The organism is Rhodanobacter sp. C05, from assembly GCF_002001165.1.
In the GTDB taxonomy this organism is placed as follows: domain Bacteria; phylum Pseudomonadota; class Gammaproteobacteria; order Xanthomonadales; family Rhodanobacteraceae; genus Rhodanobacter.
In genome coordinates this window covers 587,264-607,498 of record NZ_MUNQ01000005.1, presented here as the reverse complement: position 1 = coordinate 607,498, position 20,235 = coordinate 587,264, and the positions used below count along the sequence as shown (strand labels likewise).

Sequence of the window (20,235 nt, the reverse complement as noted above, 5' to 3'; positions counted from 1 at the left end):
CGCGCCGCCTGTGCGAGGGCCACCGCGACATGGCCGGCGGTGGCCCTGTTCGGACAGCAACGATCAGGCGCGCCTGATCAGGCCGAGGATGACCAGCAGAACAACGGCGCCAATCATCGCGTAGACGATGCTGGTGACCAGCGGGCTGACGAGCATGAAGCTGATTCCCAGCCTGGGCAGCAGCCAGCCGGCGAGGAAGGCGCCGATGATGCCGACCACGATATTGCCGAGCAGGCCGAAGCCGAAGCCACGTACGATCAGGCCGGCGAGCCAGCCGGCAATCGCGCCAATGAGCAGAAAGACGATCAGGCCGGATGCAGTCATCATGAACTCCCAGGTTTGAGCAGGCAGCTGGACAGCGCCGCGCCAGGGGAAGAGTCCGTGTTCCGCCGTGCAGCGATCGTGATCGAATGGTGATCTGCCGGCTCATTGCCGTGCACGAACTGCCGCGATCCGGGTGTGAACGCCGCACTACGTGCGTTTCTACGATGGATTCGATTCGCTCTACCGCCCGAGGCGATCGTGTCCGAGCGGATCCTTGCCTTCGCGCAGTCGTTTCAAGTCGTATTCGGACAGACTGTCCTCACGCGAGTTGCCGGTGATGCGTGCCTGCGCGAAGGTCAGCGTGGTGGCGACGATGCCGACGAAGCCCACCAGCAGCCAGAAGCCCCAGGCACCGGCACTGTGGCGGGTGAAGCACAGCGCAAAAGCGAACAGGGTGAGAACAAGCAGCAGCCAGCGCATGATGGACCCCGACATACGAAGATCGTGCCGCGTCAGCGGCCGTACCTGCACATCATAACGTCGCCATGGCAGACCGGAGCGGCGCCATATCACGTTGCCGCAGAGTGTCGCGAAGACTGAGACGTCGCCGCGGCAAACTGTACCGATGGATGATTCGCTGCCACCGCCAACCCCGCACGATCAGGCCCAGACGAGTCGCATGATCAAGGGCCGCGGTGCTGCGTCCAACCCCGAGGGTCGTTTCGAAAGCATCCGCCATCAGGCCGAGAATGACGGCTGGCAAAGCGTGTTGCTTGACGAAGATACGCCGCGCCCACGCACCGAGGTCACCGAGGAACGCGCGCGCAGCGTGATCAGCCGAAACGACTCGCCGGACATCGCCTTCAGTCAGGCGATCAACCCATATCGCGGCTGCGAGGGATGCATCTACTGTTTTGCACGACCCTCGCACAGTTATCTCAACCTCTCGCCTGGCCTCGATTTCGAAACCAAGCTGCGCGCTAAGGGCAATTTCGCCGAGGTGCTGCGCGCCGAGCTGGCCAAGCCCGGCTACGTGATCAGCCCGATCAACATCGGCAGCAATACGGACCCCTACCAGCCGATTGAGAAGCAGTGGCGACTGACCCGTGCCGCGCTGGAACTGCTCGCCGAATGCCATCACCCGTGCACCATCGTCACCAAGAACGCGCTGGTCGAACGCGACCTCGACCTTCTGGTGCCGATGGCGCGTGAGCGACTGGTGCAGGTGTTCGTCTCGGTCAACTCGGTGGACAATCATCTAGCCGCGAAACTCGAACCGCGCGCCAGCGCGCCGCATCGGCGGATCAAGGCGATCCGCACGCTGGCCGACGCTGGCGTGCCAGTCGGCGTGCTGGTGGCGCCGATCATTCCAGCGCTCAACGACAAGGACATGGAAACGGTCATGGCTCAAGCTGCCAACGCCGGTGCGCGCTGTGCCGGCTACACCACGCTGCGTCTGCCGTACGAGTTGAAGCAGCTGTTCCGCGAGTGGCTCGCCCTGCACGCGCCGCACCGCGCCGAACACGTGATGAGCCTGGTGCAGCAGATGAACGGCGGCCGCGATTACGACAGCAACTTCGCTACCCGCATGCGTGGTCAGGGCGTGTTCGCCGATCTGCTGCGCCGCCGCTTCGAAGTGGCCTGTCGCAGGCACAGCTTCGGTCGCGCCCGCGAACTCCAACTCGACACTTCGCGTTTCGTGCCACCACGAAAATCGTCGCCGCAGGGCGAGTTGTTTTGACAGAAGCGCGGGTACCGAAGCGCCAGGTCAGCGCATCATTTCCCCGGGCGCCCACGCAATGCGCCGAACATGGCGCCCAGCGCGACACCAAGGCCCACGCCGAGAGCGAGATTGTGCAGCGCGACGCCGAGACCGCTGCCGATCGCCACGCCGATGGCAATACTCGAGCCCAGCGCCAAACCCTGAGAGCGCTTCGGATCCTTGGGTTGTTCGTCCACGTGCAATGCTCCTTTTTACTGGCTGGATGCGAGGGAAGCCGCTAGTTTGTGCGCTTGCTGCTGACAGCATCGGTACACAGCACGGGTAATCGGTGACGCTGTCAGAACGGATGAGTTTGTTCGCGAATGATCTGTTCGGCCGCGGTCCACGAAAGTCCGAATTCGCTCGGCAGCTTCTTCGATGTGATCCATTTCATGCGTCGGCCTTTCCCTTGATGTCGATGCCCAATCGTCGTGCCTTGGCTATGGCGGCAGCAAGCATGGCCGGTCCGGCCAGCCATCGCGCGATGCATATCCAGCCCATCATGGCAGTAACCATGAGCAGTACGAACATCCCGCTGTGGATCAGCTGGCGATACGACGGCATCCAGTGAATCCAGCCGGCAAGCGCTGGCAGCAACAGCCAGCACAGCAGCCATGCCCACGGCTGCCAGCGGTGCAGCAATGCATGTCGCGTCTGCTCGGCATCGATTTCCTGCACCAGCGCGGGCGGCAGCTTGAATTCATCCTGCAGTCGTCGAGTGGTGATGTAACCCATGGACGACACCTCAGTTCGTCAGGAACGGATGCGGTCGCTGCATCAGGTCATGCCAGCCGCGCCGGCCGAGCCAGACCATCGCACCGACCAGCAGCAGCCAGCCGGCACCCAGCGCGGGCAGCCATGGCGCGACCCAGACCACCGGATGACGACCCCAGGCCATCACCGGCAACAGCATGCTCAACAGGGTGAGCACGAAGGTGGTCACCAGCACCATGCCGGTCATCCACAGCCGCAAGGCGCGACCGCCGAACAGGTTCAGCACGGCGGCGGCAGTCACGGCGGCGGAACCTACTTGCGCCAGCAGCGGAAACAGCAGCAGGTTCGCGTGGCTGCGCCAGTACAGCATCGCAGCCACCGCGAGCAGTGCCAGCAGCGCATGCAGGCCGAGCGGCAGACCGAGTCCGGCACGCAGCAACTGCCGCTTGACCCGCTCACTGTCGCCGAGCCCGGGCAACAGTGCCAGCAGCGGCAGTTCGGCGTTGGCACGCTGCCAGCGCTTGCGCAGCCATTGCAGGCTGATCAGGCAGGTCATCGGACCGGCGATGATCGAAAACGAGGAGAGCGCGCCGATCAGGCTGCCGCGCAGGATTTCCGCGGCATGGGCCTGGCGGTCGCCGAGCAGGACGAGTGCGACGATGCAGGCCAGTGGCACGGCGACGATGGCGAGCACGAGGCCCAGCTGGCGGATGTAACTGCGCAGGGTCTGCGGCATGTACCAGCCACCCAGCGCCACGCGCAGCGTCATGTACGGCGCGCCTGGCCCGACGCCGTCGAGGTTCGGCTGCAACTGCAGCCATGCCGGACGCAGGCGCAGTTGCCGTTGGTCGCCGAGATTGCCCCAGTGGCCCCAGCTGCCATTGCGGAACTGCAACACCATCGGCGCCGACCAGCCCAGCGGCTGGCCGGGGCCGGCGCGTAGCAGCTGGCGCCAGCGCCAGGCCAGCGCCGGCAGCAATGCCAGCACGATCCATGCTGCACCGGTCGCGAAGTGTGGATCGCTGATGCCGGGAAGGTTGAGGCGAAGCCACAGCGCGTGCATCAGCGAGGGCGCCATGCCCATGAACGCAGCCACGTAACGCGGCAGCAGGGCGATGGCGAGGCCGCCGCTGCTGCACAACACCAGCAAGGCGGCGGCACCTCGCAACGGCATGCCGGCCGCACCCATCACGACCAGCGGCAGCGCCGGACACAGTACGCCGTACAGCAGCAGGCTGGCCACGATCTGTCGCTGGATACGCGGTACGCGCAGTTGGCGGGCATCCATCGCCACCAGCAGGCTGGACGGAAAGAAGATTGCCCACAGATAGGCAAGGCCGAGACCGTACAGGACCACCGAGCCGACCCAGCGATCCGGGTTGTCCGCGAACAGGCCGATGGCCACGGCGCCACCACTGCACAATGCGAGCACCACCAGCGACAGCCAGCGCAATCCGTGTTGCGTCGCTTGCCAGGGCATCTGGAGCAGCTGCAGCAGGTTCATTCCGCAATCTCCACGAACAGATCCTCCAGCCCCAGCGCATCGACGCGCGCGCCGGGCAGGTTCGCCGCTTCCGGCCATTGGCCGTGCGCGTCGCGCTCCACCACCAGACTGAGACTGCCGTCGTCGTGGCGGCGCCGGCTCAGGGAGTTCATTGGTGCGGCGGCGCTCATCTTGCCCGGCAGCCACAGTCGCGCGTAACGCTCCTTGGTTTCGTCGACACTGCAGCGCATCAGCAGCTTGCCCTGGTGCATGAAGGCGATCTCCGAAGCGACCCGCTCCAGGTCCGACACGATATGCGTGGAAAACAGCACGGTGGTGCCGGACTCGCCGGCGCGCAGCGCCACCTCGCGCAACAGTTCACGGCGGGCTACCGGATCGAGCGCGGCGGCCGGTTCGTCCAGTACCAGCAGCTCCGGCTGCGAGGCGAGCGCGCGGATCAGGTCGACGCGCTGGCGTTCGCCCGGCGACAGTTTGGCCAGCAGCTTGTTGGGCGGGATCTGCCAGCGTTCCAGCATCCGTTTTGCGAAGGCCACATCCCAGCGCGGATAGAAACGGCCGATGAAATCGAACATCTGCTGTGCGGTAAGCCATGCCAGCGCTTCGGGCTGCTGCGGAACATAGGCGATGCGCGCCTTGGCGGCATCGCTGAGTTTCAGTGCCGGTTCGCCGAATACGAAGGCTTCGCCGGCCAGCGGCTGCAGCAGGCCGAGCATGATGCGGATCAGGGTGGATTTGCCGGCGCCGTTGCGGCCGATCAATCCCAGCACGCTGCCCGGTTCCAGCGCCAGGTCGACGCCGGTCAGCACGTTGCTGCCTTCGTAGCAGTGGACGAGCCCGCTGACGGCGAGCGGAGCGACAGTGGATTCCGTTTCGCGAAGTACGGCGTTCATCTCATTCCCCCAGCAGTTTGGTCAGCCGCCGCAGTACCGGTTCGGCAGGCAGTTCGAGTTCACGGGTGTGGCGCACCAGCGCCTGCAGTTGCGGTTCCAGCAGGGCGAGCCGGTGACTTTCGGTCTGCGTGGCCTTGCGCGTGACCGCCACCACCATGCCCTTGCCGCGCTGGCGCTCCAGCAGGCCTTCGCTTTCGGCGATGCCGTAGGCACGCGAAACCGTCATCGGATTGATTGCATGGAAGCCGGCTACGTCGCGCACCGACGGCAATGGATCACCGGCAACGAGCTGGCCGCCGGCAATCAGCCGGCGCAACTGCTCGACGATCTGCCGGTAGATCGGCTCCGGCGCGGTGGGTTGAACGGTAAGCAAAGAAGCATCCATGTGTATCAGTACAGCAATACACTAGGGTGCATGTCAAGCATGACTTGTGGCTGCGGGCATGAACCACCGCGCGTTTCGTTGCCATGGCACTAGAAAGGCCGCCGGTGCCTGGCACTGGCGGCCATGAATCAAGCCATCAGAAAAATCTTTGCAATGCGAACTAGTTTGTTGCGGGCAGGTATTTCTCGAACCAGCCCAAGGCCCGCTGCAGTACATCGCGCTGGTGCACCGGGTCGACGAAGTGATGCCCCTCGTTCGGGTACACCACCAGCGAGGTCGGCACGCCCTGCGCGCGCAGCGCATGCCAGTACTCGAACGATTGCGGTGCCGGGCATTCGGCGTCGCGGTCGCCGACCACGATCAGGGTGGGTGTCTTCGCCTGCCTGATGAAGTTGATCGCCGAGCTCTTCGCGTATACCGCCGGGTCGTCGTACACGCTGGCGCCGAAGAACGGCGGCATCCACTGGTCGATCAGGTTCTCGCCGTAATAGCTCTGCCAGTTGGAGATGCCGGCACCGGCGACCACCGCGCGGAAGCGCTGGGTCTGCGTCGGCGCGAACATGCTCATGAAACCACCGTAGCTCCAGCCGGTGAGGCCGAGGCGCTTGTCATCGACCGGGAGTTTCTTTTCCACGGCATCGATGCCGGCGAGCGTGTCGCGCAGGTCGCCGTAGCCGAAGTCCTTGCGGTTAGCCTGCACAAACTTCTCGCCCTGGCCGTAGCTGCCGCGCGGGTTCGTCATCAGCACGAAATAGCCCAGCGCCGACAACGGCGCACCGCCGTAGCCCACGCTCGGCCAGCTCGGAATCACCGCGCTGGACGGACCGCCGTGCACCACCACGATCATCGGATAGGTTTTCTTCGGGTCGTAGTTGGCTGGATACAGCAGCCAGCCCTGCACATGGAGGCCCTGGTTGTTCCATTCCACCGATTCGGCGTTGCCCCAGCCCGGCTTCAGTGCGGCATTGATGGTGGTGACCGCGGGCGGCGGCGTGCTGGAGAGTGCACCGGCATGCACTTCGGGCGCGGCGGCATAGGAACTCTGGATGAAGGCGATCTGTTGCTGGTCGTGCGACAGCGATACCGCCAGGGCGGCCGTACCATCGCCGACGCTGGCGGGCAGGGTGAACCAGACTTTCTGCTGGGTCGCGCGGTCGCCATGCACGGCATAGTCGGCCAGCTGGATCTGGCCGTTGCTGATCTGGTTCACCAGCAACGATTGCGGGCCACTCCAGTTGAGCCACGCCGGCGTGACATGAATGCCGGGCGTGAGATTGCCGAGCGTGCCACCTGTACTTGGCACCGCATAGATATCGCCGCCGGTGGCACCCTGGTCGCTCATCAGGCCGCCGATGAAGGCGATCCGCGAGCCGTCCGGCGACCAGCGCGGCAGTGCGATCTGCAGGCCGTGCAATGAACCGCTGCGGGCATCGGTCGGGTCGACCAGCACGGTCACGGCGGCATTCGGTTGCGCCGGTTGCACGTACAGTTTGGCAATCCACCAGTTGTTGTCGCCCGGCGGCAACGCAGCGGTGTAAGCGATCCGCGAACCGTCCGGCGACCAGTGGAATTCGTACGCGTACATGCCTGCCGGGGTGAGTTCGCGCAGCGTGCCGCTGGCGACATCGAGGCTGGCCACGTGCTGTATTTCCACGCCGGCCACGCCCACCTCACCGGCCGCCGGCTTCGCCGCCGCCAGCGCGCTGGCGTGGCGGGTGGCCCCGGGCACATACAGAAAGCCGAGCGACCTTCCGTCGGCGGTCCATTGCAGCGCATGCGCGTAGCCTTTCAGCTGTGCCAGTCGCGCAGGTGCATCGTCGCCAGCGGTATCGGCCAGATAGATGTCGTTCTGCATCGTCTTGGTGCTGGTCAGGTCGATGCTGCAGTTGGATACGAACGCCAGGTGGCGTGAATCGGGTGCCCATGCGATACCGGATTCGGCGCAGCCGCCGGGCCTGGTCGCGGCGCTCACCGGATGCACGTGACTGCCATCGGCCGCGGCCACTTCAATCGTCGACTTGCCCTGCTGTTCGATCACCCAGGCCAGCTGCTTGCCGTCCGGCGAGATCGCCACGGCTTCGATCGGCTGTGTCTTGCCCAGCTGGGTCAGCAACTGCCCGATGCGCGGATCAACGCTGGCCGGCTCGGCGAACGCCGCAGGCGTCAACGCCATGGCCAGCAACAGCATCGGGACGGGCAGATGCGGACGTTTCAGCATGGTGGGCTCCGGCGTGGCGAAATCATCACGCTACAACCGGGCCTTATGCGCGCCAAGTGCAGGAGGGCATGGCCTGTCTATGTGGCTGTGGATCAGTGCGCCGGTGCTGGCGCGACAGTGGTCTGACGTGCCGCCGCCATCGCGGCGAGCTTGGCGCGGATGCTCGGGATTGCCGCCAGTGCTGCCCGCTCGCCTTCGAGGATGGCCTGGTTCTTCAGCTCGAAATCGGTCGAACCGATACCGCTGATGTTCGGTCGGATCACCACGTCAGCGCGCGCCATTTCCTGTGCGCCCAGTTGCTGGCCCATGATTGCGATAGTCTGGCCGACGATGTTCACCATGCCCTGCGGATTGCTGCCGCTGGGCTTGGTCGAGATGTCCACCGCGATCACGAAGTCGGCGCCGAGCTGGCGTGCTGCGTCCACCGGTACCGGGCTGACCACGCCGCCGTCGACATAGTGCGTGCCGCGAATGTCGACCGGCTCGAACACGCCGGGAATGCTGGAGGAGGCGCGCACCGCCTGACCGGTATTGCCACTCACGAACACCGTGCGCTGGCCGGTTTCCAGCTCGGTGGCGACGGCGGCGAACGGGATTTTCAACCGTTCGATCGGCCGCTGACCAACCAGCTGGTTGACGTAATCCTGCAACGCCTGGCCCTGCACCAGGCCACCGGAAAACAACCGCACGTCGCGGATCTTCGTTTCATCCAGACCGAACGCGGTCTGCTGCAACTGGAACGCATCCATGCCACTGGCGTACAGCGCGCCGACCACACTGCCGGCGCTTGTGCCAGCGACTACGTCGGGATGGATGCCGCTGGCTTCCAGCATCTTGATCACGCCGATATGCGCGAAACCTTTCGCGGCACCCCCGCCGAGGGCGAGGCCGATCTTCAACTTCACTGGTGCCGGCGGCGGCACAATGACTGGAGGTGCCGGCGTGGGCTTGCTGCCACCGAAGCATGCGCTCAGCGCGAGCGTGGCGAACAACAGCAGCAGTAAGCGGCGGGAGGACATCGGTGGTATCGCGCTGGAGAGGATGCGGAGGTGTAAGTCTATGGCCGGATCATGGCGTGACCGGGGCACGGAACGGGCCATGTGCTTGCGCCCTCTCCATGGGAAGAGGGCGCTGCTGCATCAGCTCTGTGCGCCGTCGGCTTCCTGGTGGTAATGCGTGGCTACCTCGACTTCCTTCTTCGAACCGAGGAACACCGGCACACGCTGATGCAGCCCGGTCGGCTGCAATTCCATGATGCGCTCACGCCCGGTGGTTGCCGCGCCGCCGGCCTGTTCGATGATGAAAGCCATCGGATTCGCCTCGTACATCAGGCGCAGCTTGCCGCCCTGCTTCAGGATTTTCGCGTCCAGCGGGTAATAGAACACACCGCCGCGGGTCACGATGCGGTGCACGTCGGCCACCATCGAGGCGACCCAGCGCATGTTGAAATCCTTGCCGCGGGGACCTTCCTTGCCGGCCAGCAGCTCGCCGACATAGCGCTGCATCGGTGCCTGCCAGTGGCGCTGGTTCGACATGTTGATGGCGAACTCGGTGGCTTCCTCGGGGATCCGGATGCCGCGCCGGCTCAGCATGAAGCTGCCGACCTCGCGCTCCAGCGTGAACTCATGCGTGCCGTGGCCGAACGTCAGCACCAGCACCGTGGCCGGGCCGTACACCACATAACCTGCGGCAAGCTGGGTGGTGCCGGGCTGCAGGAAGTGTTCGGCCTTAGGCTCGGTGACGTCGTCCGGGCAGCGCAGCACCGAAAAGATCGTGCCGACCGAGATGTTCACGTCGATGTTCGAGCTGCCGTCCAGCGGATCGAACAACAGCAGGTGGTTGCCCTTCGGATAGCCGTCCGGAATCTGTTGCGGGTCTTCCATCTCTTCCGAGGCGCAGGCGGCAAGGTGGCCGCCCCAGGCGTTCGCTTCCAGCAGGATCTCGTTGGAGATCACATCCAGCTTCTTCTGTGCCTCGCCCTGGATGTTCATGCTCAGCGCATCGTCGCTGCCGGCCATGCCCAGCACGCCGCCGAGCGCACCCTTGTTGGTGGCCACCGCGATGCGCTTGCAGGCGCGCGCGACCACTTCGATCAGCAGTGAAAGTTCGGCATTGATATGGCCGGCGCGGCGTTCCTCGATCAGGAACTGGATCAGCGAGATGGGCTTCATGTCGAGTCCGGGCAAAAGGAAGGTGCATTGTCCCGGCTCCAGCTGAACGGCGCCAGCGATAGTCAGCGGTCATCAACAAGAGCCGTCATTCCGGCGAAGGCCGGAAGAGCTCTATAACAGCGAAGCTGGTCATCCGGTCTTTGTGGCTGAAGAGCGATTCAGGCCTTCGCCGGAATGACGAGCAAAAAAGCCCCATTGCTGACACTACGTTGGCAGCAGGGGTTGCGCATGCTGAACCTCCACAGCGGAGGGATACGACATGCGCGATACAGTTTACTTCCTGATTTTTGACGGCTTTGCCGACTGGCAGGCCGCGCTGGCCCTGTGTGAGATCCGTCGTCCGGGCGATTGGCGGGTGCAGACGGTGGGCTTTTCGCGGACGCCGGTGGCATCGATGGGTGGCCTCATCGTTCAGCCCGAGCTGTCGCTGTCGCAGCTCGATTTCCAGCGTGCGGCATTGCTGATCGTGCCTGGCGGCCATCTGTGGCAGCGCGGTGAAGGCGCGGCGGCAGTGACCGCCATCCGGGATCTGCACGCAGCCGGTGCACCGGTAGCCGCCATCGACAGTGGCGTGCTGGCGGTGGCCCGTGCAGGTTTGCTCGACGAATGCCGCCACACCGGCAACTGGCCCGGTCAGATCGCCAGCCAGGTGCCCGGCTATGCCGGCGCCGAACAGTACGACAGCGAGGTGCTTGCGGTCAGCGATGGCGGCGCCATCACCGCCAGTCATCTCGGCAGCGTGGAGTTCGCCCGAGAGGTGATCCACACACTCGATCTGTACAGCCCCAGCGATCGCGAGCACTGGTACCGGCTGTTCAAGCATGCACAGCTGCCGCCGTGGTGCGTCGGCGAAACCGTGGCTGCGGCCTGAGGACATCGACATGAAACCGTTCCTTCACCGTACCCTGATGGCTTATCGACTGCTGTATCTGCGTGGTCTGCTGATGGATGGTCAATACAAGTTCCCGATATCGGATGGAACGAATGTCCCGCAGTCATCGACGACGGCGGGCCGACCGCGTCAGCGCATGTTGCTCGCCGCACTGACGGGCCTTTGCCAGCACGGCATCTTTCACCGCCGGAGCAAGTCATGAACAAGATCTATCACGGCAGCTGTCACTGCGGCGCGGTACAGCTCGAAGCCGGGATCGACCTCGCTGCCGGCACCAGCCGCTGCAACTGCTCGATCTGCACCAAGACGCGGTCATGGGGCGTGATCGTGAAACCGGAGGCGTTTCGCCTGCTGTCGGGAGAGGAGGCACTGTCCGATTACCAGTTCGGTTCGAACAGCATGCATCACCTGTTCTGCCGGCACTGCGGCGTGCGTCCGTTCGGCCGCGGTCATCTTGATGTGCTCGGCGGCGACTTCTACAGCGTGAATCTTGCCTGCCTCGATGACATCGAGCCGCAGGAGCTGATCGATGCGCCACGGCATTACGCCGATGGTCGCAACAACAACTGGCAATCGACGCCGGTCGAGACGCGGCACTTGTGATTCAGCACCGCCGGTGCTTCGACGTTCTTGGCACCATCAATCTCGCCAATTTTAGGAGTTCCACATGATCTTTGACCACGTCAGCCTAGCCGTCAGCGACCTCGTCCGCAGCCGTACCTTCTTCAGCCAGGCCCTGGCCCCACTGGATATCGGCGTGGCGATGGAGTTTCCGGATGCGATCGGCCTTGGTCGCGATGGCCAGCCGCAGCTTTGGCTGGCTGCCGGCAGCGGTCAATCGTCACCGCTGCACATGGCGTTTGCCGCGGTAAATCGGGCACAGGTGGACGCATTTCACCAGGCTGCGGTACTCGCTGGTGGCACCGATAACGGTGCCCCTGGCCTGCGCCCGCATTACCACGCCAACTACTACGCCGCCTTCGTGATCGGTCCCGACGGGCACAACGTCGAGGCGGTCTGCCATCAGCCGGATTGAATCCACTCCCAGGAGTCCTGCAGACATGAACACACCAGCACGCGTCACCTTTTTCCATGCCCCGAACAGCCGTTCCGGCGGCACCCGCGCATTGCTTGAAGAAATCGGCGTGCCGTACGGCCTGCACGTGTTGAGCTTCAAGAAGGGCGAGCAGCGCCAGCCGGAATACCTGGCGATCAATCCGATGGGCAAGGTGCCGGCGATCCGTCACGGCGAGGCGTTGATCACCGAGCAGCCGGCGGTGTTCATGTATCTCGCCGACCTCTACCCCGAGGCGAAGCTGGCACCGCCGATCGGCGATCCCTTGCGCGGCCCGTATCTGCGCTGGCTGGTGTTCTATGGCTCGTGCTTCGAGCCGGCGCTTATCGACAAGTCGATGCAGCGCGAACCGGCGGCGCCATCGACCTCCCCGTATGGCGATTTCGACACCATGCTGAAGACGCTCACGGATCAGCTGGAAAAGGGTCCGTACATGCTTGGCGATACCTTCAGCGCAGCCGATGTGCTGTGGGGCACCGCACTGAACTGGACCACGATGTTCAAGCTGGTGCCGGAGCTGCCGGTGATCCGTGCCTATATCGATCGTGTGCTCGCGCGCCCGGCGATGCAGCGCGCAGCGGCCGCCGATGCCGAACTGGCAGCTGCGCAGGCAGCCTGAGTTCGATGGCCTTGCTGTCATGAGTTGCGACAGGCGTGACGTTCGGCGCTGTTCGCCATCACTCGGCTCGGCGATGATGTACGGATGCGTCGTGCCGATCGTCTGTTCCTCATCATCAACGCCCTGCGCGGCCGGCGCACGGCCTTGCAGGCGCGCCAGCTTGCCGAAACGCTGGGCGTTTCCCTGCGCACGATCTATCGCGACGTGGCCGACCTGCAGCTTTCCGGCGTGCCGATCGAGGGCGAGGCGGGTGTCGGCTATGTGCTGCGCAAGGGTTCGGACATCCCGCCGCTGATGTTCACCGCCGACGAGCTCGAATCACTGGTGGTCGGCACGCGCTTCGTGCGCGCATTCGCCGGGGCCAAGCTGGCTGAGGGCGCACAGACCGCTTTGATGAAGATCGAGGCGGTGCTGCCGCCGGAACTGCGCGAGCGTTCGGCGCGCACGCGCATCTATGCACCGATCTGGCGCGACGAGCACAAGCTGGCATTCGCCGCGCGGATCGACCGGCTGCATGCGGCGATCGAGGCGCGCCAGGTATTGCAGCTGGCCTATCGCGACGAGGTCGGCAGCATCAGCACGCGCGAAGTCGAGCCGTTGTGCCTGGCATTCTGGGGTGGCAAGTGGACGCTCGGTACGTGGTGTCGGCTACGCCTGGATTTTCGCAACTTCCGGCCCGATCGCATCGACGAACTCGCCGAGACCGGCGAAGTGTTCGACGAAGGGGACGGCCGCAATCTGGACGCCTATCTGCTCGCGATGCGCGGTTACTACGCTGGCATGGAATAACCGGTTCGCAGAAAATTACGCGTGATAAACAGCCCCCATGCGATACCGGCTCGGGTACGCTCGGCAGCACTGCGTCGATCCCAAGGAGTCGTGCCATGTCAGGTGTGCGCCATCCGTTGTTGACGATTGCTCCGGCCAAGCTGCGGCCGACCCAGCTGACCGTGGGCAAGGCCGAGGTTGCGGCCAAGCGCGCGGAGTGGAAAAAGCTCGGCAAGAAGAAGCGCAAGGAACTACTCGATTCGCACTGGTTCCCCGGTGTGCTGGGCCCCAAGCAGCATGTCTACATCGTTGACCACCATCACCTCGGCCTGGCACTGATGGAGGAGGGCGTGAAGAGCGTGCCGGTGATGATCCAGCGCGACTTCTCCTGGCTGGAGCCGGAGGTGTTCTGGCGCACGATGGAATTCAGCCGCTGGGCGCACCCATACGACCAGCACGGCACCCGTACCGACTACACCGCGATCCCGGCCAGCCTCACCGACTTGGCTGACGATCCGTACCGCACGCTTGCCGCACGGGTGCGCGTCGCCGGCGGCTGTGCCAAGGACGCCACGCCGTACGCGGAGTTCCTGTGGGCGGATTTCTATCGCCGCCATCTCAAGCTGCCGGGTGGCAAGGTCAGCGCGAAGGTGGTGCAGCAGGCGCTGCTGCTTGCGCACAGCCATGACACAGCGTATCTGCCGGGCTGGAGCGGGACGATCGAATGAACGCGAACCCGGCACCTGCTTCCGCGCCGGGTTTCACCATCGGCGTGGATGTACTGGCCGGGTTGTCGATTGCCGGTCTGCTGCTACCCGAAGCGGTGGCGTATTCCGGCATTGCCGGGTTGCCGCCGCAGGCCGGCGTGATTGCGCTCTTCATCGGCCTGGTCTGCTACGGCCTGCTCGGACGCAGTCGCTATGCGATCGTCTCGGCCACCTCGTCCTCGGCTGCGGTGCTGGCTGCAGGCACCTTGGCGCTAGCCGGTCCGGAGGGCGCGACACGTGCCGCAGTGGCGGCCACCTTGGTGCTGCTCACCGGCGGTTGTTTTCTGATTGCTGGTGCAGCACGTCTCGGCGGCCTTTCGCATCTGATCGCGCGGCCGGTGCTGCGCGGCTTCACCTTCGGCCTCGCCTGCGTGATCGCCTTGAAGCAGTTGCCGAACCTGCTCGGCTTGCCGGCCTTGCATGGCGATTTCGTACCGCTGTTGCTGGCGGCGCTCGTCAAATCGACGGGCCAGATCCAGCCGGTCACGATGGGGGCGGGCATCGTGGCGCTGTTGCTGCTGTTCCTGTGCGAGCGGATACGTCGTCTGCCCGGCAGCCTGCTGGTGATCGTGCTGGGCGTGGCGGCCTCCGGCTGGCTGGCGCAGCACGGTGTAACGCTGACCGGCGCGATCAATCTCACCCCGGACTGGTCGATGCCGGCATGGCCATCGAGCGGCCAGTGGCTGCCCAGCATCGAACTGGCGGCGGCGTTGCTGCTGGTGCTTTACGCGGAGTCGTACGGGGCGATCCGCGCGTTTGCGCTGAAGCACGGCGACCCGGTCGATGCGAACCGTGACCTGCTGGTGATCGGCATGGCCAATGCCCTGTCGGGCCTGTTGCATGGCATGCCGTTGGGTGCCGGCTATTCCGGCACTTCGGCCAACGAGGCGGCCGGGGCGCGCTCGCGGCTGGCTGGGTTGGTGGCTGCAGCCAGTGTGCTGCTGATGGTGTTGTTGTTGCTGCGCTGGATCGAACGCATTCCCGAACCGGTGCTGGCGGCGATCGTGATCCATGCAGTGAGCAAGTCATGGCGGCTGGCCGTGTTCCGGCCTTACCTGCAGTGGAAGCGTGACCGGCTGGTGGCACTCTCCGCGGTACTCGCCGTGCTCGCGCTGGGCATCCTCAACGGCCTGCTGGTGGCGATCGCGTTCAGTCTGGTGATGCTGTTGCGCCAGCTCGCCACCCCGCGCCTCAGCGTGCTCGGCCAGCTGCCCGACAGTCATGATTTCGTCGATATCGCGGAACATCCGAGTGCTCATGAGCAGGCCGGCATGTTGATACTGCGGCCGGAGGAGCCCTTGTTCTTCGCCAATGCGGAATCGATGCTGGCGCTGGCGCGCCAGCGGATCGACGAGCATGCCGGGACCCGTGTGGTGGTGCTGAGCCTGGAGGAATCTTCCGACCTGGATGGCACCGCGCTGGAGGCGCTGGCGGATTTCGCGACGTGGCTCGGCACGCGTGACATCATGCTGCGCGTGGCGCGATTGAAGGACGCCGTGCGTGACCTGCTGTTGCGGGCAGCGCTACCCCAGCTTTCGCCACAGGCGCTCGACTTCTGGAGCGTGGAAGATGCTGCCCTGGCGACAGCACCTGCACCGCCACCGACGGGGAAACCACGGCAGTGAAGATCATCACGGGCAAGCAATGGCTGGTACTGGGCGCACTGTGTCTGGCGGTTCCGGCGTGGGCGGCGCAGGACGCGGATGCGCGCTTCAAGCAGATCTACACCGCCGAATGGGCCTGGCGCACCGGGCAGGCCGGAGTCAGCACCTCGGGTGAGGCGCAGCCGAACAACGGCCGTCTCGACGATGTCGACGCGGCCAGCCAGCAGCAACGGCTGGATTACTGGCAGCACGTGCTCAAGCAGCTTGATGGCATCGACGTGGCGCAGCTGTCGCCGGCCAACCAGGTCAACGAGGCGGTCTATCGCGAGCAGATCGGCAACTTCGTCGCCGACCAGAAGTTCATGAACTGGCAGATGCCGTTCAACAGCGACTCGGCATTCTGGTCCGACATCGACTACGACCTTGGCAGCGACAAGCTGCGCACGGTCGACGACTATCGCAAGTACCTTGACCGCCTGAACCAGATTCCCGCCTATTTCGACCAGCAGATCGCGAACATGCGCGCCGGTCTCCAGCGTGGCTTCAGCGTGCCGCGTGAAGTACTCAAGGGTCGTGATGTGTCGATCGCCGCCGTGGCCGAACTGAAGGATCCGACCCAGAGCAGCTTCTACGCACCGTTCAAGCAGCTGCCGGCATCGATTCCGGCCGAGCAGGCGCAGGCCCTGCAGGGCCAGGCGCTGCAGCGCGTTCGTGACGAGGTGATTCCCGCCTATGCGAAGCTGCTGGTGTTTTTCCGCAACGATTACGTGCCGCATGCGCGCACTACCCTGGCCGCCGAGGCGATGCCGGACGGCAAGGCGTTCTATCACCAGCAGATCCACGAATACACCACGCTCGACCTGAGTCCCGACGCGATCCACCAGATCGGGCTGGAGCAGGTGACGAAGATCCACGCGCAGATGCTGCAGGTAATGCAGGACTCAGGCTTCAAGGGCAACTTTGCGGAGTTCCTGAAGTTCCTGCGCAGTGATCCGCAGTTCTACGCGAAGACGCCGGATGAGCTGCTGATGCGCAGCGCCTGGGTGGCCAAGCAAGTGGACGGCCAGATGGCCAGGTTCTTCGGTCATCTGCCGCGCGAGCGCTTCACCATCGAGCCGGTGCCCGACGCCATCGCGCCATACTACACCTCCGGTCGCGGCGGTCCGGACGTCTATCTGGTCAACACCTACGACCTGCCGTCTCGTCCGCTGTACAACATGCCGGCGCTGACCCTGCACGAGTCCTATCCCGGACATGCCTTGCAGCTGGAGCTGGCCGAGGAAGACCACAATCAGCCCGCGTTCCGCCGCAATGGCTATATCTCCGCCTACGGCGAGGGCTGGGGCCTGTACTCGGAATACCTCGGCAACGAGATGGGCATCTACCAGACGCCGTACCAGCACTTCGGCTTCCTCAGCTACCAGATGTGGCGTGCCTGCCGGCTGGTGGTCGACACCGGCATCCATCACCTGGGCTGGACGCGCCAGCAGTCGATCGATTACCTGACTGTCAACACCGCACTGTCCGCGCGCGAGATCGCCAACGAGGTGGACCGCTACATCAGCTGGCCCGGCCAGGCACTGTCGTACGAACTCGGCTACCTGAAGATCCTGGAACTGCGCGCCAAGGCGGAGAAGGCGCTGGGCGCGAAATTCGACTTGCGCCACTTTCACGACACATTGTTGTCCACGGGGTCGGTGCCGCTTCCGGTGCTGGAGCGGCGCATCGACCACTTCATCGCCGAGGGTGGGCCGGAGCCAGACTACGGCTGCGACTGCGCGAAGGGTGAGAAGGCCCCGTAGCAGTACACAGCCGAGTCCGGCGATTTCACGGCCTGGCGGAATCTGCGTGACCGGTTTCCGCATAACGCTGCAGCCGGTCCAGCTGCTGCATCAGGACTTCGTTCACGCCGGCAGCAAGCTTGTCCAATCCACTGCCGCTGGCGCCGTTCACGCGGTACTCGAATTGCAGCGTGCTGCCACCATCGCCCGGTTTGAGGTTGAACGTCATCACGCCTTGCACGGCCATGTTCTGCAGAGGCCCCAGGGCGCCCTGCAAGCGCAGCAGGCGATCCTTGCTGGCCCATAGCACCTGCATGTGCTGCGCGCTGTTGTCCTTCCACCGCTCGCAGAAGCAGCCACCGGCTTCAGGCTTGAGGCTGAGATTGGCGGCACTGCCGGACCAGGTGTGTTCGCTATTCCACCAGTGCGCCACATCGATGAGTGCCGCATAGGCTTGTGCGGGTGTGGCGTGAAGCACGCGGCTGTCCTGGATCAACACGCTGTCGGCGGCGGCCTGCTTTACCGCCGCATGGCCGGGCACGGGCAGAGCGGACAGCAGGGCAAGCGCGAACAGGGTCGGCAGGCGCATGAAAGTCTCTCCATCTGGCAGGTGGCATGTTTTAGCACGCCGGGATTGCGCCGGCTGTAGTTGCGCAAAACTGCACAAATGGAGTATTTTTACATCTAACTTTCCAAGGAGAGTTCTGCATGCTGGCCCGTCCGCTGCCTGAAACCCCTCCCGCCGACGCACTGGGCGGCCCTGCGCTGCGTGCTTTCTTCCAGCTGGCCGAACAATGGAAGCTGCGTATTGCCGACCAGCGCAAGCTGCTGGGTGATCCGCCGGAGTCGACGTTCTACAAATGGAAGCGCCAGCGCGAGGGTGTGCCAGGTCGCGACACGATCGAGCGGATCAGCTACCTGCTCGGCATCTGGAAATCGCTGCAGATCCTGTTTCCTGATCCGGCCCAGGCTGACGCGTGGCTGCACAAGCCGAACCAGGCGCCGCTGTTCGGTGGCCACTCCGCGCTGGAGCGCATGTTGTCGGGCAACGTCGCTGACCTTTACGTGGTGCGCCAGTATCTGGATGCTCAGCGCGGTTGAACGGGATTGTGTGGACGGTCGCGGCCAGCGAGACGGGCCCTTGCGATGCTGAAGGACGTGCACTGCAGAAACGACCTCTTGGCCGTCATTCCGGCGAAGGCCGGAGGAGCTCTATAACAGCGAAGCTGGTCATCGCTTTATGCAGCTGAGCTGTTTGCTCTTCACAAGATTGATGAATCGATGACCCGCACTATCGTCATGAAGCGATGACCAGCTTCGCTGTTATAGAGCTCCTCCGGCCTTCGCCGGAATGATGCCGTTGAGAAGTTTCGATGTCCTTGTCGCTATTTCGGATATAGGACTTTCGATGCAAGGATTCAGTTCACTGGAGATTCCATGCTGATCGATCTGCCACCGGTCAAACGCATCCGCTGGAATCAGGCGTATCGCATCGTGCCGAGTCGCTTCCCGCCGGTGGGCGTGTATGACCGCATCGCCGATCCGGCGGATCTCGATGCAGTATTTGCGATCGAGGCCATGACCAACCCGCGCCTGCGCGAGGAAGCGGGTGCGTTGAAAATGGTGCCAAAGGAGCGCCGCATCAGCGGGCCGGGTTCCACCCCGGTGATGGCCGCGTTCACTCATCTCAATCCGGAAGGCAGCCGTTTCTCCGACGGCAGCTGGGGCGTCTTCTATGCCGCGCACAGCGTCGCCACCGCGGTGGAGGAAACCGTGTACCACCGCGAGCAGTTCCTTGCGGCTACCGCCGAGCCGGCCTGTGACATCGAGATGCGCTGCTACCGCACCAGCATTGTCGGCAAGCTGCACGACGTGCGTGATGGCTGGCCTGAGGCGCAGGATCCGCACAGTTACATTGCCAGCGTCGCGTTGGCGCAACAGCTGCGCAAGGCCGGCTCCAACGGCATCGTCTACAACAGCGCCCGCCATGCCGGTGAATGCGTGGCCGTTTTCTATCCGGACCTGGTGGCGCCGTGTGTGCAGTCCGAGCACATGATCTACCGCTGGAACGGACAACGCATCGCGATGGTGCTCAAGGTGTCCGAGCTCTCGCGTCCGCGGTAGTCTCGGGGCTTGCCCTAGAGACGACGATGAAACGACTGATCATCCTGCTGTTCGCATTGTTGCCGCTGCTGGCACATGCCCGCGAGAACGATCATGCGCAGTGGAATCCGGCCATCGCCGCCTTCGAGGCTGCCGACCAGACGCATGCACCAGCAGCGGGTTCCATCCTGTTCATCGGCAGCTCGTCGATCGAGCGCTGGAAATCGCTGGCAGCGGATTTCCCGGAAGTGAAGGTGATCAATCGTGGCTTCGGCGGTTCCGTGATCAGCGATTCGACCTTCTTCGCCGATCGCATCGTGGCGCCGTACCACGCACGCGCCATCGTCATGTATGCCGGCGACAACGACCTGCAGGAAGGCAACAGCCCGGCACAGGTGCGCGACGATTTCGCCGCCTTCGTACGCAAGGCGCGCGCGGTCGATCCCGGTGTGCCGATCGCTTTCATCGCGATCAAGCCGAGCGTGGCGCGCGCGGTACTGCTGCCAAAGATTCGCCAGGCGAATGCGCTGGTCCGCACGTATGCCGCGACACAGAAGGGCGTGACTTATCTGGACGTCTTTACACCGATGCTTGGCAAGGACGGCGGCCCGCAGCCTGGGCTGTTCGGCGAAGACGGGCTGCACATGAACCGCAAGGGCTACCTGCTGTGGATCAACATCATCAAGCCGTGGGCGGATGGTGTGCCGCGCTAAGCCAG

At 64.3% G+C, this 20,235-nt stretch carries 24 protein-coding genes; 13 read left to right on the top strand and 11 right to left on the bottom strand.

All coding sequences use genetic code 11. From position 1 onward, the window contains the following. Nucleotides 1-63 precede the first annotated feature (63 nt). Both B0E51_RS02605 and B0E51_RS02600 read right to left on the bottom strand, forming a co-directional pair. Nucleotides 64-327: a GlsB/YeaQ/YmgE family stress response membrane protein gene (locus tag B0E51_RS02605; RefSeq protein WP_254424372.1), complete on the bottom strand. Its 264-nt coding sequence runs from the start codon at nt 325-327 to the stop codon at nt 64-66. Nucleotides 328-504: 177 nt separating this feature from the next. Further along, a complete protein-coding gene (locus tag B0E51_RS02600) occupies nt 505-759 on the bottom strand; it encodes a hypothetical protein (protein WP_254424371.1) in 255 nt (84 codons plus the stop codon). A gap of 130 nt (nt 760-889) precedes the next feature. On the opposite strand from B0E51_RS02600, the gene B0E51_RS02595 reads away from it, so the two are divergent. Beyond that, entirely contained in the window at nt 890-2,005 is a 1,116-nt protein-coding gene (locus B0E51_RS02595) for a PA0069 family radical SAM protein (protein WP_077443311.1), read from the top strand. Between the two features lie 35 nt (nt 2,006-2,040). On the opposite strand, the gene B0E51_RS02590 is transcribed toward B0E51_RS02595, so the two are convergent. The 8 genes from B0E51_RS02590 to B0E51_RS02555 all read right to left on the bottom strand — a co-directional run bounded on the left by B0E51_RS02590 (nt 2,041) and on the right by B0E51_RS02555 (nt 9,908). Beyond that, nucleotides 2,041-2,223, bottom strand: a complete 183-nt coding sequence (locus B0E51_RS02590) for a hypothetical protein (RefSeq protein WP_174570562.1) — start codon at nt 2,221-2,223, stop codon at nt 2,041-2,043. 193 nt (nt 2,224-2,416) lie between these two features. After that, complete coding sequence (locus B0E51_RS02585) at nt 2,417-2,761, bottom strand: hypothetical protein (RefSeq protein WP_077443232.1); 345 nt, start codon at nt 2,759-2,761, stop codon at nt 2,417-2,419. A gap of 10 nt (nt 2,762-2,771) precedes the next feature. After that, nucleotides 2,772-4,244, bottom strand: coding sequence for a hypothetical protein (locus tag B0E51_RS02580; protein WP_077443231.1), 1,473 nt, complete (start codon nt 4,242-4,244; stop codon nt 2,772-2,774). Beyond that, on the bottom strand, nt 4,241-5,134 hold the full coding sequence (locus B0E51_RS02575; protein WP_077443230.1) for an ABC transporter ATP-binding protein: 894 nt from the start codon (nt 5,132-5,134) through the stop codon (nt 4,241-4,243). Before B0E51_RS02575 ends, B0E51_RS02580 begins: the two co-directional genes overlap by 4 nt. Before the next feature lies 1 nt (nt 5,135). After that, nucleotides 5,136-5,519 carry a GntR family transcriptional regulator gene (locus B0E51_RS02570; protein WP_077443229.1) on the bottom strand — a complete coding sequence of 128 codons (384 nt, stop codon included), beginning with the start codon at nt 5,517-5,519 and terminating at the stop codon, nt 5,136-5,138. 160 nt (nt 5,520-5,679) lie between these two features. Then, nucleotides 5,680-7,737: a S9 family peptidase gene (locus B0E51_RS02565; RefSeq protein ID WP_077443228.1), complete on the bottom strand. Its 2,058-nt coding sequence runs from the start codon at nt 7,735-7,737 to the stop codon at nt 5,680-5,682. 92 nt (nt 7,738-7,829) lie between these two features. Next, entirely contained in the window at nt 7,830-8,756 is a 927-nt protein-coding gene (locus tag B0E51_RS02560; protein ID WP_077443227.1) for a patatin-like phospholipase family protein, read from the bottom strand. 120 nt (nt 8,757-8,876) lie between these two features. Beyond that, complete coding sequence (locus tag B0E51_RS02555) at nt 8,877-9,908, bottom strand: class 1 fructose-bisphosphatase (protein WP_077443226.1); 1,032 nt, start codon at nt 9,906-9,908, stop codon at nt 8,877-8,879. 259 nt (nt 9,909-10,167) lie between these two features. On the opposite strand from B0E51_RS02555, the gene B0E51_RS02550 reads away from it, so the two are divergent. The 9 genes from B0E51_RS02550 to B0E51_RS02510 all read left to right on the top strand — a co-directional run bounded on the left by B0E51_RS02550 (nt 10,168) and on the right by B0E51_RS02510 (nt 17,435). Beyond that, nucleotides 10,168-10,779, top strand: coding sequence for a DJ-1/PfpI family protein (locus B0E51_RS02550; protein ID WP_077443225.1), 612 nt, complete (start codon nt 10,168-10,170; stop codon nt 10,777-10,779). A gap of 10 nt (nt 10,780-10,789) precedes the next feature. Next, nucleotides 10,790-11,002, top strand: a complete 213-nt coding sequence (locus tag B0E51_RS02545) for a hypothetical protein (protein WP_077443310.1) — start codon at nt 10,790-10,792, stop codon at nt 11,000-11,002. Further along, nucleotides 10,999-11,403, top strand: a complete 405-nt coding sequence (locus B0E51_RS02540; protein ID WP_077443224.1) for a GFA family protein — start codon at nt 10,999-11,001, stop codon at nt 11,401-11,403. The genes B0E51_RS02545 and B0E51_RS02540 overlap by 4 nt, the downstream gene beginning before the upstream one ends. Before the next feature lie 67 nt (nt 11,404-11,470). Next, nucleotides 11,471-11,836 carry a VOC family protein gene (locus B0E51_RS02535; protein WP_077443309.1) on the top strand — a complete coding sequence of 122 codons (366 nt, stop codon included), beginning with the start codon at nt 11,471-11,473 and terminating at the stop codon, nt 11,834-11,836. A 25-nt stretch (nt 11,837-11,861) separates the two neighbouring features. Continuing rightward, nucleotides 11,862-12,494, top strand: coding sequence for a glutathione S-transferase C-terminal domain-containing protein (locus B0E51_RS02530; protein ID WP_077443223.1), 633 nt, complete (start codon nt 11,862-11,864; stop codon nt 12,492-12,494). Nucleotides 12,495-12,578: 84 nt separating this feature from the next. Continuing rightward, nucleotides 12,579-13,283, top strand: a complete 705-nt coding sequence (locus tag B0E51_RS02525) for a YafY family protein (protein WP_077443222.1) — start codon at nt 12,579-12,581, stop codon at nt 13,281-13,283. Nucleotides 13,284-13,378: 95 nt separating this feature from the next. Continuing rightward, entirely contained in the window at nt 13,379-13,990 is a 612-nt protein-coding gene (locus B0E51_RS02520; protein ID WP_077443221.1) for a ParB/Srx family N-terminal domain-containing protein, read from the top strand. Beyond that, nucleotides 13,987-15,654, top strand: coding sequence for a SulP family inorganic anion transporter (locus B0E51_RS02515; protein WP_077443220.1), 1,668 nt, complete (start codon nt 13,987-13,989; stop codon nt 15,652-15,654). The genes B0E51_RS02520 and B0E51_RS02515 overlap by 4 nt, the downstream gene beginning before the upstream one ends. A gap of 23 nt (nt 15,655-15,677) precedes the next feature. Continuing rightward, nucleotides 15,678-17,435 carry a DUF885 family protein gene (locus B0E51_RS02510; RefSeq protein WP_254424381.1) on the top strand — a complete coding sequence of 586 codons (1,758 nt, stop codon included), beginning with the start codon at nt 15,678-15,680 and terminating at the stop codon, nt 17,433-17,435. Nucleotides 17,436-17,460: 25 nt separating this feature from the next. On the opposite strand, the gene B0E51_RS02505 is transcribed toward B0E51_RS02510, so the two are convergent. Then, nucleotides 17,461-18,003, bottom strand: coding sequence for an SRPBCC family protein (locus B0E51_RS02505; protein WP_077443219.1), 543 nt, complete (start codon nt 18,001-18,003; stop codon nt 17,461-17,463). A 119-nt stretch (nt 18,004-18,122) separates the two neighbouring features. Here B0E51_RS02505 and B0E51_RS02500 point away from each other — a divergent pair, with 119 nt between their 5' ends. The 3 genes from B0E51_RS02500 (at nt 18,123) to B0E51_RS02490 (ending at nt 20,230) form a co-directional block, all read left to right on the top strand. Continuing rightward, complete coding sequence (locus B0E51_RS02500) at nt 18,123-18,515, top strand: MbcA/ParS/Xre antitoxin family protein (protein ID WP_077443218.1); 393 nt, start codon at nt 18,123-18,125, stop codon at nt 18,513-18,515. A 336-nt stretch (nt 18,516-18,851) separates the two neighbouring features. Then, a complete protein-coding gene (locus tag B0E51_RS02495; protein ID WP_077443217.1) occupies nt 18,852-19,538 on the top strand; it encodes an RES family NAD+ phosphorylase in 687 nt (228 codons plus the stop codon). A gap of 26 nt (nt 19,539-19,564) precedes the next feature. After that, nucleotides 19,565-20,230: an SGNH/GDSL hydrolase family protein gene (locus tag B0E51_RS02490; protein ID WP_077443216.1), complete on the top strand. Its 666-nt coding sequence runs from the start codon at nt 19,565-19,567 to the stop codon at nt 20,228-20,230. The last annotated feature ends 5 nt before the right edge of the window (nt 20,231-20,235 follow it).

Excerpts from the sequence above, each read along its gene's own strand:
- B0E51_RS02565 (WP_077443228.1), bottom strand. The coding sequence starts at position 7,737 with ATGCTGAAACGTCCGCATCTGCCCGTCCCGATGCTGTTGCTGGCCATG.
- B0E51_RS02515 (WP_077443220.1), top strand. The coding sequence starts at position 13,987 with ATGAACGCGAACCCGGCACCTGCTTCCGCGCCGGGTTTCACCATCGGC.
- B0E51_RS02495 (WP_077443217.1), top strand. The coding sequence starts at position 18,852 with ATGCTGATCGATCTGCCACCGGTCAAACGCATCCGCTGGAATCAGGCG.
- B0E51_RS02540 (WP_077443224.1), top strand. The coding sequence starts at position 10,999 with ATGAACAAGATCTATCACGGCAGCTGTCACTGCGGCGCGGTACAGCTC.
- B0E51_RS02545 (WP_077443310.1), top strand. The coding sequence starts at position 10,790 with ATGAAACCGTTCCTTCACCGTACCCTGATGGCTTATCGACTGCTGTAT.
- B0E51_RS02600 (WP_254424371.1), bottom strand. The coding sequence starts at position 759 with ATGTCGGGGTCCATCATGCGCTGGCTGCTGCTTGTTCTCACCCTGTTC.
- B0E51_RS02605 (WP_254424372.1), bottom strand. The coding sequence starts at position 327 with ATGATGACTGCATCCGGCCTGATCGTCTTTCTGCTCATTGGCGCGATT.
- B0E51_RS02575 (WP_077443230.1), bottom strand. The coding sequence starts at position 5,134 with ATGAACGCCGTACTTCGCGAAACGGAATCCACTGTCGCTCCGCTCGCC.
- B0E51_RS02555 (WP_077443226.1), bottom strand. The coding sequence starts at position 9,908 with ATGAAGCCCATCTCGCTGATCCAGTTCCTGATCGAGGAACGCCGCGCC.
- B0E51_RS02530 (WP_077443223.1), top strand. The coding sequence starts at position 11,862 with ATGAACACACCAGCACGCGTCACCTTTTTCCATGCCCCGAACAGCCGT.
- B0E51_RS02595 (WP_077443311.1), top strand. The coding sequence starts at position 890 with ATGGATGATTCGCTGCCACCGCCAACCCCGCACGATCAGGCCCAGACG.
- B0E51_RS02585 (WP_077443232.1), bottom strand. The coding sequence starts at position 2,761 with ATGGGTTACATCACCACTCGACGACTGCAGGATGAATTCAAGCTGCCG.
- B0E51_RS02560 (WP_077443227.1), bottom strand. The coding sequence starts at position 8,756 with ATGTCCTCCCGCCGCTTACTGCTGCTGTTGTTCGCCACGCTCGCGCTG.
- B0E51_RS02505 (WP_077443219.1), bottom strand. The coding sequence starts at position 18,003 with ATGCGCCTGCCGACCCTGTTCGCGCTTGCCCTGCTGTCCGCTCTGCCC.
- B0E51_RS02570 (WP_077443229.1), bottom strand. The coding sequence starts at position 5,519 with ATGGATGCTTCTTTGCTTACCGTTCAACCCACCGCGCCGGAGCCGATC.
- B0E51_RS02580 (WP_077443231.1), bottom strand. The coding sequence starts at position 4,244 with ATGAACCTGCTGCAGCTGCTCCAGATGCCCTGGCAAGCGACGCAACAC.
- B0E51_RS02550 (WP_077443225.1), top strand. The coding sequence starts at position 10,168 with ATGCGCGATACAGTTTACTTCCTGATTTTTGACGGCTTTGCCGACTGG.
- B0E51_RS02520 (WP_077443221.1), top strand. The coding sequence starts at position 13,379 with ATGTCAGGTGTGCGCCATCCGTTGTTGACGATTGCTCCGGCCAAGCTG.
- B0E51_RS02500 (WP_077443218.1), top strand. The coding sequence starts at position 18,123 with ATGCTGGCCCGTCCGCTGCCTGAAACCCCTCCCGCCGACGCACTGGGC.
- B0E51_RS02525 (WP_077443222.1), top strand. The coding sequence starts at position 12,579 with ATGCGTCGTGCCGATCGTCTGTTCCTCATCATCAACGCCCTGCGCGGC.
- B0E51_RS02490 (WP_077443216.1), top strand. The coding sequence starts at position 19,565 with ATGAAACGACTGATCATCCTGCTGTTCGCATTGTTGCCGCTGCTGGCA.